The 11,886-nt window shown below is 65.2% G+C and carries 13 protein-coding genes and 1 riboswitch; of the genes, 7 read left to right on the forward strand and 6 right to left on the reverse strand.

Annotation, left to right across the window (positions count from 1 at the left end):
* Positions 1-104: 104 nt before the first annotated feature.
* The 3 genes from DFR45_RS12555 to DFR45_RS12565 all read right to left on the reverse strand — a co-directional run bounded on the left by DFR45_RS12555 (position 105) and on the right by DFR45_RS12565 (position 2,079).
* On the reverse strand, positions 105-464 hold the full coding sequence (locus DFR45_RS12555; RefSeq protein WP_114484090.1) for a chaperone modulator CbpM: 360 nt from the start codon (positions 462-464) through the stop codon (positions 105-107).
* A 2-nt stretch (positions 465-466) separates the two neighbouring features.
* Entirely contained in the window at positions 467-1,441 is a 975-nt protein-coding gene (locus tag DFR45_RS12560) for a DnaJ C-terminal domain-containing protein (RefSeq protein WP_114484091.1), read from the reverse strand.
* 131 nt (positions 1,442-1,572) lie between these two features.
* Positions 1,573-2,079 carry an Lrp/AsnC family transcriptional regulator gene (locus tag DFR45_RS12565; protein ID WP_114484092.1) on the reverse strand — a complete coding sequence of 169 codons (507 nt, stop codon included), beginning with the start codon at positions 2,077-2,079 and terminating at the stop codon, positions 1,573-1,575.
* A gap of 127 nt (positions 2,080-2,206) precedes the next feature.
* On the opposite strand from DFR45_RS12565, the gene glmS reads away from it, so the two are divergent.
* From glmS to DFR45_RS12590, 5 genes are all read left to right on the forward strand, one after another.
* Entirely contained in the window at positions 2,207-4,114 is a 1,908-nt protein-coding gene (glmS, locus tag DFR45_RS12570; RefSeq protein ID WP_114484093.1) for a glutamine--fructose-6-phosphate transaminase (isomerizing), read from the forward strand.
* A gap of 55 nt (positions 4,115-4,169) precedes the next feature.
* A riboswitch (S-adenosyl-L-homocysteine riboswitch) is annotated at positions 4,170-4,261 on the forward strand.
* A gap of 61 nt (positions 4,262-4,322) precedes the next feature.
* Positions 4,323-5,759 (forward strand): adenosylhomocysteinase, encoded by a 1,437-nt coding sequence (ahcY, locus tag DFR45_RS12575; RefSeq protein WP_114484094.1) that lies wholly within the window; start codon positions 4,323-4,325, stop codon positions 5,757-5,759.
* A 63-nt stretch (positions 5,760-5,822) separates the two neighbouring features.
* Positions 5,823-6,653 carry a TlyA family RNA methyltransferase gene (locus DFR45_RS12580; RefSeq protein WP_114484095.1) on the forward strand — a complete coding sequence of 277 codons (831 nt, stop codon included), beginning with the start codon at positions 5,823-5,825 and terminating at the stop codon, positions 6,651-6,653.
* Positions 6,634-7,509, forward strand: coding sequence for a methylenetetrahydrofolate reductase [NAD(P)H] (gene metF / locus DFR45_RS12585; protein ID WP_114484096.1), 876 nt, complete (start codon positions 6,634-6,636; stop codon positions 7,507-7,509). The genes DFR45_RS12580 and metF overlap by 20 nt, the downstream gene beginning before the upstream one ends.
* Complete coding sequence (locus DFR45_RS12590) at positions 7,509-8,132, forward strand: septal ring lytic transglycosylase RlpA family protein (protein WP_114484097.1); 624 nt, start codon at positions 7,509-7,511, stop codon at positions 8,130-8,132. The genes metF and DFR45_RS12590 overlap by 1 nt, the downstream gene beginning before the upstream one ends.
* A 37-nt stretch (positions 8,133-8,169) precedes the next feature.
* Here DFR45_RS12590 and DFR45_RS12595 read toward each other — a convergent pair whose 3' ends face one another.
* The gene (locus DFR45_RS12595) at positions 8,170-9,057 is read right to left on the reverse strand and encodes a 23S rRNA (adenine(2030)-N(6))-methyltransferase RlmJ (RefSeq protein WP_114484098.1); all 888 of its coding nucleotides are present in this window, start codon (positions 9,055-9,057) and stop codon (positions 8,170-8,172) included.
* Between the two features lie 243 nt (positions 9,058-9,300).
* Between DFR45_RS12595 and rplM the strand changes: the two genes are divergently transcribed.
* Both rplM and rpsI read left to right on the forward strand, forming a co-directional pair.
* Entirely contained in the window at positions 9,301-9,732 is a 432-nt protein-coding gene (gene rplM / locus DFR45_RS12600; protein WP_114484099.1) for a 50S ribosomal protein L13, read from the forward strand.
* Between the two features lie 12 nt (positions 9,733-9,744).
* Positions 9,745-10,137 (forward strand): 30S ribosomal protein S9, encoded by a 393-nt coding sequence (rpsI, locus tag DFR45_RS12605; RefSeq protein WP_114484100.1) that lies wholly within the window; start codon positions 9,745-9,747, stop codon positions 10,135-10,137.
* 306 nt (positions 10,138-10,443) lie between these two features.
* On the opposite strand, the gene DFR45_RS12610 is transcribed toward rpsI, so the two are convergent.
* Both DFR45_RS12610 and DFR45_RS12615 read right to left on the reverse strand, forming a co-directional pair.
* Positions 10,444-10,869: a barstar family protein gene (locus DFR45_RS12610; protein ID WP_114484101.1), complete on the reverse strand. Its 426-nt coding sequence runs from the start codon at positions 10,867-10,869 to the stop codon at positions 10,444-10,446.
* 283 nt (positions 10,870-11,152) lie between these two features.
* The gene (locus tag DFR45_RS12615) at positions 11,153-11,497 is read right to left on the reverse strand and encodes a ribonuclease (RefSeq protein WP_114484102.1); all 345 of its coding nucleotides are present in this window, start codon (positions 11,495-11,497) and stop codon (positions 11,153-11,155) included.
* Positions 11,498-11,886 lie beyond the last annotated feature (389 nt).

Raw genomic sequence — 11,886 nt, forward strand, 5'->3', positions numbered from 1 at the left:
CAAACCCTTGCTGGACGACGCGGGAAAAGGCCCCGCAAACCACCTGGAAAACGCTTGGCGCAGTGTAGTTTTGGATGTAAGCGCAGCGCAAGCGGAATTTCGGCTCACTCCTCCAGGCCTTGGCCAAAAAGCATCTGCAGGCGCTGCAGGCGCCGGCGCAGATCGGCGACTTCCTCGATCAAATCGACGGTGAGCGCAGCCAGGTGCGGGTCGGCGTCGAAGGTGCGCTCAAGCTGTGCGAGGCGGCGTGCGCGCAAAAGCGCGCTGCCCTCGAAGAGCCACTGCCCCTGCGCCTCGCGCGCGGACAGCAAGCCCGCCTCGAGGTGTTCCAGGATCCATTCGGGGCCCATGCGACAGCTGCGCGCGAGCTCTTCGAGGCTCAGCCAGACGCCGTCATCGAGCAGCTCGGCGCTCAAGGCTTGCAAAACGGGCAGTTGGGCAGACAAGCGGGAAGCAGTGCTCATGGTCAGGCTCCTTGCGTGGCGCGGGGGTTGAAGCGGGGGAAGGCCTTGGCAAAGGCCAGGTAGGCGGCGCGCTCGGCCTCGGTGCGTGCGGGGGGCAGTGCAACGCTCAACTCCAGGTACAGGTCACCGGGCGGATTGCTCGGGATGCCGCGCCCTTTGAGCCGCAGCTTGCGACCGGGTTTCCAGCCTGCCGGCACTTTGACTTCGACCGTGCCTGACGGGGTGACGACCTCGATGTTCGCGCCGAGCTCGGCCTCCCAAGGGGCGACAGGCACGGGCTGGTACACGTCGCGGCCCTCGGCGCGCCAGCGCGGATCGGGCCTGAAGTGCACTTCGAGCAGCAAGTCACCGGCCGCGCCGCCGCCTGCACCGGGTGCGCCCTGGCCCGGCACGCGGATGAGCTGGCCCTCGCGCACGCCTTTGGGGATTTTGACTTGCAGCGTGCGTTCCTCGCGCACCAGGTGGCCGTTGGCATCCAGGCGCCCACCGTGCAGCGTGAGTGTGCGCTCGGCGCCCTGGTAGGCATCGAGCAAGTCGAGCTCGATCTTGGCGTGGTGGTCGCTGCCGCGCTGCGCCGCGCTGCCAAAGCCGTGGCGCGCACCATGCGCCGTGCGGCCTTGGCGTGCGCGACCGAAGAGCTGCTCGAAAAAGTCGCTGAAGTCGCCTTCGTAGCCGCCCCCGCCGCCCCTGCCGAAGTCGGAAAACTCGAAACCGGCGTCCCAGTTTGGCGGTGGTCGGAATTCGTGCCCCGGGCCTTGCGCGGCCTGCTGGCGCAGGGCGTCATAAGCGGCGCGTTTTTCGGGGTCGGAGAGCACGGTGTTGGCTTCGTTCACCTCGCTCATGCGCTGCGCGGCGTTGGGCTCTTTGCTCACGTCGGGGTGGTATTTGCGCGCGAGCTTGCGGTAGGCCTTTTTGATCTCGTCGGCCGTGGCCGTCGGTTCGACGCCAAGGATTTTGTAATAGTCTTTGAACTCCATGCGTAGGCTCCTGAAAAAGGGGCGGGCGGGCCGCCGATGAACCGACTGTATATGGGGACGGTGCTGCAAATTTCTGCAGCGACTTTTGGCGCGACCGCAAGCATCGAAAATACTATCCACCTGATAGCTGCTCACGCAGGTGTATCAAGGGATAGAGGCAGTTTTGTATCAAATTTTGCACGCTTGGTCGCAAAAAAGGCCCGCACGTTGCGCACGTTCGCGTCGCTCGTGAACAGGCGCTGCGCGAGCGCCTGGTAGCCGGGCATGTCGCGCGTGTGCACTACGAGGATGAAGTCCGGCCCGGGCGCGACGCGCCAGCACTGCTGCACGCATTCTTCGGCCACGGCGCGCGCCTCGAAGGCGTCGAGCTGCTCGGCGCCCTGGCGCTCGAGCGACACCTCGACGATGCACGCGAGGCCGTGGCCCTGCAGCGCGGCGAGCCGCTCGGGCGCCAAAATCGCCACCTGCCGCTCGATCAGCCCGAGCGCGCGCAGCCGCTGCACGCGACGCAGGCAGGTGGGCGGCGACACGTGCACTTTGGCCGCGAGCGCCTGCTGGCTCAGCGAGGCGTCTTGCTGCAGCAGGTCGAGCAGGCGCAGGTCGATGGCGTCGAGTTTGTATTTTTCATCAATCTGCATGGGGATGGAAATAAATTTCAGAAATGGGTGTGTCTGAAATATAGTTTCAAAATCTGCCGAAATTCGAGCGCCATAGAAAAAGCTCTTTGCCTACGATGGCGGCCGTTCCGCCTGAAGGAGGTTTTTTATGTGCGGCATCGTCGGCGCGGTCTCCACGCGCAACATCGTTCCCATTTTGGTGCAGGGTCTGCAGCGGCTCGAATACCGCGGTTATGACTCGTGCGGCATCGCCGTGCACGCGGGCAGCCTGGCGCCGCAGAGCGGCGCGGGCTTGCAGCGCGTGCGCGGCACGGCGCGCGTGGCCGAGCTGCTCGCGCAGGTGCAGGCGCAGCAGCTCGAAAGTGCCACGGGCATCGCGCACACGCGCTGGGCCACGCACGGCGCGCCCACGGTGGACAACGCGCACCCGCATTTCAGCTGCGGCCCCGGCAGCGACGCCGACGCGCCCGGGCGCGTGGCGCTGGTGCACAACGGCATCATCGAAAACTACGAGGAGCTGCGCGCGCGGCTGCAGGCGCGCGGCTACCGCTTCACGAGCCAGACCGACACCGAGGTGATCGCGCACCTCGTGGACAGCCACTACGGCGGCGACCTGTTTGCCGCGGTGCAGGCCGCCGTGGCCGAGCTGCGCGGCGCCTATGCGATTGCCGTGCTGCACCGCGACGAGCCGCACCGCCTCGTGGGCGCGCGCGCGGGCTCGCCGCTGGTGCTGGGCGTGGGCCAGGGCGGGGCCGAGCACTTCGTGGCGAGCGACGCCATGGCGCTCGCGGGCGTGACGGACCAGATCATCTACCTCGAAGAAGGCGACCTCGTCGATCTGCAGCCGGGGCGCTACTGGATCGTCGGCCCCGCAGGGCGCCCGCTCACGCCGCAGGAGCGCCCGGTGCGCACCGTGCAGGCTTTCAGCGGCGCGGTCGAGCTCGGGCCGTACCGCCACTACATGCAAAAAGAAATTTTCGAGCAGCCGCGCGCGATCGCGGACACGCTCGAAGGTGTGACCGGCATCGTGCCCGAGCTTTTCGACGGCATAGCGCAGCCGGGCCGCCCGCGCCCGGCCGCGTGGCGCGTGTTCCAGGAGATCGACCGCGTGCTCATCCTCGGTTGCGGCACGAGCTACTACAGCGGCTGTGTCGCGCGCTACTGGCTCGAAGACATCGCGGCGATTCCCACGCAGGTCGAGGTTGCGAGCGAATACCGTTACCGCGCGAGCGTGCCCGACGCGCGCACGCTGGTCGTGGTCATCAGCCAGAGCGGCGAAACCGCCGACACCCTGGCCGCGCTGCGCCACGCGCAAAGCCTGGGCATGCGCCACACGCTCACCATCTGCAACGTCGCCACGAGCGCCATGGTGCGCGAATGCGAGCTGGCCTACATCACGCGCGCCGGCGTCGAGATCGGCGTGGCGAGTACCAAGGCGTTCACCACGCAGCTCGCGGGCTTGTTTCTGCTCACGCTCGCGCTGGCGCAAGCACGCGGGCGCCTCAGCAAAGCGCAGGAGGACGCACACCTCAAGGCCATGCGCCACCTGCCCGCGGCGCTGCACGCGGTGCTCGCGCTCGAGCCGCAGATCATCAGCTGGGCCGAAGCCTTTGCAGGCAAGGAAAACGCCTTGTTCCTCGGCCGCGGCATCCACTACCCGATCGCGCAGGAAGGCGCGCTCAAGCTCAAAGAAATCAGCTACATCCACGCCGAGGCCTACCCCGCGGGCGAGCTCAAGCACGGCCCGCTCGCGCTCGTGACGAGCGCCATGCCCGTGGTCACCGTCGCGCCCAACGATGCGCTGCTCGAAAAGCTCAAGAGCAACATGCAGGAGGTGCGCGCACGCGGCGGCGAGCTCTACGTGCTCGCCGATGCTGGCACGCAGATCGACAACGGCGAGGGCATGCACGTCATCCGCATGCCCGAGAACTACGGCCCGCTGAGCCCGCTGCTGCACGTGGTGCCGCTGCAATTGCTGGCCTACCACACCGCCTGCGCGCGCGGCACCGACGTGGACAAACCGCGCAACCTGGCCAAGTCGGTGACGGTGGAGTGATGTGTGAGGCGGGTGCGGGCGGGTGTGGGGATGGCGCAAACCTATAATCGCCACCACTTCCGAGGAGCGTTGCAGCGCCCAGCCACCCGCCGGTGGCCCCAGGGCGTGAGGCTCGGAAACCGTGTTTTGCAACGACGCTCATCCACCACTTCCGGTGCGGTGAGACCTGTTTTGCTCCCGCGCCGGTGTTGACTTTCAGGAGCACACCATGAACGCCCCTCTTCCCACCCCCGCGCCCAGCGACTGCGTCATTGCCGACATCGGCCTGGCCGACTGGGGCCGCAAGGAAATCCGCATCGCCGAGACCGAGATGCCCGGCCTGATGGCCATCCGCGAGGAATTCGCGCCCAGCCAGCCGCTCAAGGGTGCGCGCATCGCGGGCAGCCTGCACATGACGATACAGACCGCCGTGCTGATCGAAACGCTGCAGGCGCTGGGCGCGCAGGTGCGCTGGGCCTCGTGCAACATCTTTTCCACGCAAGACCACGCTGCCGCCGCGATCGCCGCCGCGGGCACGTCGGTGTTCGCCGTCAAGGGCGAGAGCCTGGCCGAATACTGGGACTACACGCACCGCATCTTCGAATTCGGCCCCGCGGGCGCGCCGAACGAAGGCCCGAACATGATCCTCGACGACGGCGGCGACGCCACGCTGCTCATGCACCTGGGCCAGCAGGCCGAGCAGGATCCGTCCGTGCTCGATCGGCCCGGCAGCGAAGAAGAGCGCGTGCTCTTTGCCGCGATCCGCGCCAAGCTCGCGCAGGACGCGCGCTGGTACAGCCGCAAGAGCGCGCAGATCATCGGCGTGACCGAGGAGACCACCACGGGCGTGCACCGCCTGAAGGAAATGTCGGCCAAGGGCACGCTCCAATTCCGCGCGATCAACGTCAACGACTCGGTCACCAAGAGCAAGTTCGACAACCTCTACGGCTGCCGCGAATCGCTGGTCGATGGCATCAAGCGCGCCACCGACGTGATGGTGGCGGGCAAGATCGCCGTGGTCTGCGGCTATGGCGACGTGGGCAAGGGCTCGGCGCAGGCGCTGCGCGCGCTTTCGGCGCAGGTCTGGGTGACCGAGATCGACCCGATCTGCGCGCTGCAGGCCGCGATGGAGGGCTACCGCGTCGTCACCATGGACGAGGCCGCGCCGCTGGCCGACATCTTCGTCACCGCCACGGGCAACAAGAGCGTGATCACCTTCGAACACATGGCGCGCATGAAGGACCAGGCCATCGTCTGCAACATCGGCCACTTCGACAACGAGATCGACGTCGCGAGCCTCGAAGCCAAATGCCAGTGGGAAGAGATCAAGCCGCAGGTCGATCACGTGATCTTTCCCGACGGCAAGCGCATCATCCTCTTGGCGCGCGGGCGCCTCGTGAACCTGGGCTGCGGCACCGGGCACCCGAGCTACGTGATGAGCAGCAGCTTCGCGAACCAGACGCTCGCGCAGATCGAACTCTTCACGCAGCGCGACGCCTACGAGGTCGGCAAGGTCTACGTGCTGCCCAAGCACCTCGACGAAAAGGTCGCGCGCCTGCAGCTCTCCAAGCTCGGCGCCCGGCTCACCGAGCTCACCGACGCGCAGGCCGCCTACATCGGCGTGCCCAAACAGGGGCCCTACAAGCCCGATACGTACCGCTATTGATTGAGTAGCTGCTGGCGCTTGCTGGACGGGCGCTAGAGGCCAATTTCATTCAAAATTCACGCCGTGCGTGCCGATCAGCTCCTCGTCGAACGCGGCCTGGCCGCGAGCCGCAGCCAGGCGCAGCGCCTGATTGCGGCGGGTGCGCGCTGGCGCGCGCCCACGGGCTGGCGACCGCTCGCCAAGGCCGACGATCTGCCGGCCGATGCCGAGCTCGAACTGCTCGACGCGGCCGAGGCGCGCTACGTCTCGCGCGGCGGACTCAAGCTCGAAGGCGCGCTCGCCGCCGCGGGGCTGGACGTGCGCGGTTGGCAGTGCCTGGACGTGGGCCAATCGACCGGCGGCTTCACCGACTGCCTGCTGCAGCACGGCGCCGCGCGCGTGGTCGGCGTCGATGTGGGCCAGGGCCAGTTGCACCCGCGCCTGCGCGCCGACGCGCGCGTGCAGTGCCTGGAGCAGTGCAACGCGCGGCACTTGAGCGCAGCTGATTTGATAGCTGCTGGCGCTTATCCAGCAAGCATTTGCGGCCAAATTGACCCAAAAACCGGCGCCGGCTTCGACCTCGTCACGGGCGACCTGTCGTTCATCTCGCTCACGCTGGTGCTGCCCGCGCTCGCGCCGCTCGTCAAGCCCGGCGGCGCGCTGCTGATGCTGGTCAAGCCGCAGTTCGAGCTGCAGCCCGCGCAGATCGGCAAGGGCGGCATCGTGCGCGATGCAGCGCTGTACGCGCTCGTCGAGCAGCGCATCCGCGCGGCCTGCATGGCGCTGGGCCTGACCGACTTGCAGTGGCTGACCAGCCCCATCACGGGCGGCGACGGCAACCGCGAATTTTTCATTTTTGCAAGGAGAGGGCGTGACTGCGCGCCCACCCCCACCCATGAAGCAAGCCACCCATGAAGCGTCGGCACGGCTGCCGCTGAGTTTCGAATTTTTCCCGCCCAAGACGCCCGAGGGCGTGGAAAAGCTGCGCACCGTGCGCCGCGCGCTGTACGCGCTCGCGCCCGAGTTCTGCTCGGTCACCTACGGCGCGGGCGGCTCCACGCACGAGGGCAGCTTTGCCACCGTGCGCGAAATTCTGGCCGAGGGCGTGCCCGCGGCCGCGCATTTTTCATGCATAGGCGCCACGCGCGCCTCGGTGCGCGCGCAGCTGCAAGAGCTGCAGGCCATGGGCGTGCGGCGCCTGGTCGCGTTGCGCGGCGACCTGCCCAGCGGCTATGGCCTGGGCGGCGAATTCCACTACGCGAGCGAACTCGTCGAATTCATCCGCGCCGAGACCGGGCGGCACTTTCACATCGAAGTCGCCGCCTACCCCGAGACGCACCCGCAGGCACGCTCACCCGCGGCCGACCTGCAAGCCTTCGCGGCCAAGCTGCGCGCCGGCGCCGATTCGGCCATCACGCAGTATTTCTACAACGCCGACGCGTACTTCCGCTTCGTCGATGAGGTGCAGCGCCTGGGCGCCGACGTGGCGCGCGTGCCCATCGTGCCCGGCATCATGCCCATCACGGGCGCGGCGCAGCTGCTGCGCTTTTCCGACGCCTGCGGCGCCGAAGTGCCGCGCTGGATCCGCCTGCGCCTGCAGGCCTTTGGCGACGACACGGCCAGCATCAAAGCCTTTGGCCTCGACGTGGTGGCGGCGCTGTGCGAGCGCCTGATCGCCGGCGGCGCACCGGCGCTGCACTTTTACACCATGAACCAGAGCGCGCCCACGCTCGCCATCTGCGCACGCCTGCAGGGCGCGCAGCAAGGCTGATGCGCCCGGGCCTGCACGCCAAGGTGTCCAGCGTGCAAGGCCCGCCACCGACACGCCGCTGGCCCGGCGCGGCCGCCGTGTTGACCGGGTGGCTGGCGCTTTCGCTCATCCTGGCGCCCGCCACGCTGGCCCGCGCCGAGGGTCTGCACGCTCCCGCGCCTGAGGCGTTCGCGCCCACCGTGCTCTCGCCGCGCGGCGAAACGCTGTTGCTCGAGCCGCCCGCCGAACCTGCGCCCGAAGGCCCGGACGACGACGCCGAGGCCAGCGGCATTTCCACCCGGCAGAGCGCACTCTCGCTATTGCCGCAGGCGCGCCGCAAAGGGCTGGCCTCGTGGTACGGCCTCAAGTTCCACCGCCGCCGCACCGCCAGCGGCGAGGTGTACGACATGCACGGCCTCACGGCCGCCCACCCGAGTCTGCCTTTTGGCACGCGCGTATGCGTCTTCAGCCCCGACACCGGACGCAGCGTGGTCGTGCGCATCAACGACCGCAGCGCCTATTCATCCCGCCGCGTGATCGACCTGAGCCAAGGCGCCGCAAGCGCCCTGGGCATCGCCGGCCTGGGCCTCAAGCCCGTGGAGCTGTCCGTGCTCGCGCCGGGCCGCACGGAGTGCGCGCCTTGAGCAAGATAGGCGAAAAGGTCCGCTTCCCATTCCTATTTCACGCCTGCGCCAGCAACTGATGCGCCGCGTGCCCGTCCTGCGCGAGCAGCTGGCTGAGCTGCGGCAATGCCGCCTGCAAAGCCGGTTTGAGCGTGTAGGGCGGGTTGATGATGAACATCCCACTGGCCGGCAGGCCGGGACGGCGTGATGCGCCCAGCAGCGGCGCGCCGAGCTTGGCCGATTTCACCGTCAGCGTCGCATGCAGCCAGGGCTTGCCAGCCTTGGTCGCGAGGGTTTTGAGGCGGCGCGGCAGCTCGTGCGCCTCGGGGCGGCCGATGATAGGGTGCCAGATCGCGTAGGTGCCCGTGGCAAAACGCCGCAGCGCGTCCGCCACCAAGTCCTGCACGCGCCCGTAGTCGCTCTTCAATTCGTAGCTCGGATCGCACAGCACCAGGGCACGGCGTGATGGTGGCGGCAAGAACTTTTTATACCCCTCGAAGCCATCCTCGTGCAGCACGGCCACCTGGCGCCCCGCCTCGAGTTGCGCCACGTTGCGCGTAAGCGCACGCAAGTCGCTCGGATGCAGCTCGAACAGCTTGAGCTTGTCCTGCGGGCGCAGCAGGTGGTGGATGACGAAGGGCGAGCCCGGATAGACCTTGATGCCAGCGCCCACGTTGAAGGCGCGCACCAGCTCCAGATATGCTTGCAAGGCCGGCGCCAGCGCCGCGGCGTCCGCCTGCGCCAGGCGCAAGATGCCATCGGCCGCCTCGCCGCTCGTGCGCGCATAGTCGCCGTCGAGCCGGTACAGACCCGCGCCGGCATGGGTGTCCAGCACCATGAGCGCAGCGTCCTTTTGCGCGAGGTGCTGCATCATGGCAATCAACACGGTGTGCTTGAGCACGTCCGCATGGTTGCCCGCGTGGAAGGCATGGCGGTAACTGAACATGCCGCAATGGTAACGAGTGCGTGGCCGCCTACACAAAAAATCACCGAAATCGGCGCCGATTTCATATAATCGCCGGTTTCGCAGCGCCAGGCTGGTCCCGCGGCGAAAAGCGAAGGATGCGCTTGGCGCCGCAGCAATGCAGCACAAGGCCGCCTTCGATCCCCCACCTAAGAGGCTTTCACCAGAAAAGCACCGACCGTGGAAAAGGACTGCCCAAACCATTTCTTTTCAAAGAGAAAACCCATGACCACCACGTACAGCGCCAAACCCGCTGAGGTGACGCATGAGTGGTTTGTGATTGACGCCACCGACAAGGTGCTAGGCAGGGTAGCCAGCGAAGTTGCCCATCGCCTGCGCGGCAAGCACAAAGCCATTTATACGCCTCACGTCGATACCGGGGATTACATTGTCGTCATCAACGCTGCCAAGCTCAAAGTCACCGGCAACAAGCAGCTCGACAAGATGTACTACCGCCACACCGGCTACCCCGGCGGCATCAAAGCCACCAACTTCCGCGATCTGCAGGCCAAGCACCCCGGCCGCGCACTCGAGAAAGCCGTCAAGGGCATGCTGCCCAAGGGCCCGCTCGGCTACGCCATGATCAAAAAGCTCAAGGTGTACGGCGGCGCAGAGCATCCGCACACCGCCCAGCAGCCCAAAGTGCTGGAAATCTAAGGAGCCATTGCAATGATTGGTGAATGGAACAATGGCACCGGCCGCCGCAAGTCCAGCGTGGCCCGCGTCTTCATGAAAAAAGGCACTGGTAAGATCACGATCAACGGCAAGGACATCCAGTCCTACTTCGGCCGTGAAACCTCGATCATGATCGCCAAGCAACCGCTCGCACTGACCAACCATCTCGAAACCTTCGACATCCAGGTCAACGTGCACGGCGGCGGCGAATCCGGCCAGGCCGGCGCCACACGCCACGGCATCACGCGCGCGCTGATCGACTACGATGCCACGCTCAAGCCCGCGCTGAGCCAAGCCGGCTTCGTGACACGCGACGCCCGTGAGGTCGAACGTAAAAAGGTCGGCCTGCACTCCGCCCGCCGCGCCAAGCAGTTCTCTAAGCGCTGAGCTGGTCTGCTTTACCCACAAAAAAACCGCCTTCGGGCGGTTTTTTTGTGGGGTAGCGCGCTTGACTGGTGTATGCACAATGAGCGGGAGCATGCCCCCCGCTCACCATGGCCACATCCTTTGCCGAGCGAAAAGGCGGCGTTTATGCCGCGTCCTGCCAATAGCGTACGTTGAATGGACTGCTCATGCGCAGCGCCAAAGGAGAGACATCGACGAGTTTGTCCGATATTTGCGCTCCGAGCACGATGTCGGGCGCCCCACTAGCCTCGTTCGCCCGTTCTGCCTGGCCAATGGATGCAGAACGGGCTACAGAAAAGAATAGAAACAGCGGAAAGGAACCTTGCGATCGGCCCAGTATTCCGCCGCATCGCGAAAGATGTCTAACAGCTGCTCGCGTGCCTCTTTATCGAATTTCGGCGTCGCCGGAATTTGTTCCAGCACTACAACGAAACCAGGCTGTGGGCCTGACTTGTGCAAAGGATCCGTCATGCTGTCATACAGGGCATCAAAATTCTTGCCCACATGAGCCGGAAACGTGAATTGGCTTGCAATCAAGTCCAAAACGTCTTGCTTGGTTTGGGCGTGAGCCAAATTGGCATATAAAAAATGATGCCCAAGCGCCTTCGCAGCCTCTTGCAGCTCCTGCACGCGGAAAGCGCGAATCGACTGCACAATATTGGGGCGGACATTGCGCAAGGGGACTTCCTGGTCTTTTTGAAGTGGCGACTGCATTTGCGCTACTCTTCTTTCTTCCTGAAATGCACAAGCTACTACCATAAAATGAAACAGAATGTGCGGCAAGGCAAGTTGAAAACGATTCCGGACTCTCAGTAGCTACGAAAAGCATCTAGTGCAGTGCTCGACGCTATCTGCGACATAAAACCGCGTCTTTTCGGCCTGGGCCGCGTTGCAAATCCTCGCGATACCACCCGGTATCGCTGCGGTTTGCGCCTTGCCCAGACCAAAAATCCATCGGTTTTATTTGTCGCATCAAGCATCAAACACTGCACTAGATTCACTGGACGATGACTCGGAAACTCATGTAATGGTCATCGGTGTAATAACAGACATCCGGGGCCCGCGGTGCTCCTCCGCACACGATGCGGCGTATCCCCCGATCGCTCGAGCCAGGAGTCGCAACGGTGTATTCGCGGTAGTAGCCACGCTTGCGTGGAGGAAGCAGTCGTTCACGATTGCCAAACACAGCGCCGTCTTTTTCATAAGGAAAAGGACCGCCTGCGCGGATGAGGGTGCAAGTCACGCGAGCCTCAGGGGGCAGCTCAGCCAATCTGACAGACGCCAAGCTGGCCGGGTTGCTCGGCTTCGAATGAACGTTTTGCCCCAACGCAACCCATGACATGAACAAAAGGGCGACTAGCAGAACCCATACGGATCCCACCCTTCGCGCACCTGAGGGCCGCGTATGCCGCATCTCCGAGACACCTTTCGAAAACTAAGGGTTAACCCGAAATTCCGGCCCGCTAGTGTGACGCATGGGCCCCAAAAAAGCAAGCGAAACCCCATGCTTCAGTCTGAGTTCGATGCCTCAGCAAAAAATACAACTCAAGCGAGCCAAAAAAATGCGCTACAATCCGCCTCCCCATTTATTGCATCCCCCGGCGGCTAGCTGCGCGGTAGGTGCGAGAGAAGGGGAGAAGAAGGAAGAGAAAGGCGTAGGCGGCGCGAGATCCCCTGCACTTTAGTCGGAAAACTTCTTGCGGGCTGACAAAAAAGCCTGCTACAATGCGC

The organism is Extensimonas vulgaris (assembly GCF_003337425.1).
Classification (GTDB): domain Bacteria; phylum Pseudomonadota; class Gammaproteobacteria; order Burkholderiales; family Burkholderiaceae_C; genus Extensimonas; species Extensimonas vulgaris.

Bases quoted from the DNA above. Each gene is read 5' to 3' on its own strand.
- DFR45_RS12610 (WP_114484101.1), bottom strand. From the start codon at position 10,869: ATGCAGTCGCCACTTCAAAAAGACCAGGAAGTCCCCTTGCGCAATGTC.
- DFR45_RS12590 (WP_114484097.1), top strand. From the start codon at position 7,509: ATGCGCCCGGGCCTGCACGCCAAGGTGTCCAGCGTGCAAGGCCCGCCA.
- rplM (WP_114484099.1), top strand. From the start codon at position 9,301: ATGACCACCACGTACAGCGCCAAACCCGCTGAGGTGACGCATGAGTGG.
- glmS (WP_114484093.1), top strand. From the start codon at position 2,207: ATGTGCGGCATCGTCGGCGCGGTCTCCACGCGCAACATCGTTCCCATT.
- DFR45_RS12560 (WP_114484091.1), bottom strand. From the start codon at position 1,441: ATGGAGTTCAAAGACTATTACAAAATCCTTGGCGTCGAACCGACGGCC.
- rpsI (WP_114484100.1), top strand. From the start codon at position 9,745: ATGATTGGTGAATGGAACAATGGCACCGGCCGCCGCAAGTCCAGCGTG.
- ahcY (WP_114484094.1), top strand. From the start codon at position 4,323: ATGAACGCCCCTCTTCCCACCCCCGCGCCCAGCGACTGCGTCATTGCC.
- DFR45_RS12555 (WP_114484090.1), bottom strand. From the start codon at position 464: ATGAGCACTGCTTCCCGCTTGTCTGCCCAACTGCCCGTTTTGCAAGCC.
- DFR45_RS12595 (WP_114484098.1), bottom strand. From the start codon at position 9,057: ATGTTCAGTTACCGCCATGCCTTCCACGCGGGCAACCATGCGGACGTG.
- DFR45_RS12615 (WP_114484102.1), bottom strand. From the start codon at position 11,497: ATGTCATGGGTTGCGTTGGGGCAAAACGTTCATTCGAAGCCGAGCAAC.
- metF (WP_114484096.1), top strand. From the start codon at position 6,634: ATGAAGCAAGCCACCCATGAAGCGTCGGCACGGCTGCCGCTGAGTTTC.
- DFR45_RS12565 (WP_114484092.1), bottom strand. From the start codon at position 2,079: ATGCAGATTGATGAAAAATACAAACTCGACGCCATCGACCTGCGCCTG.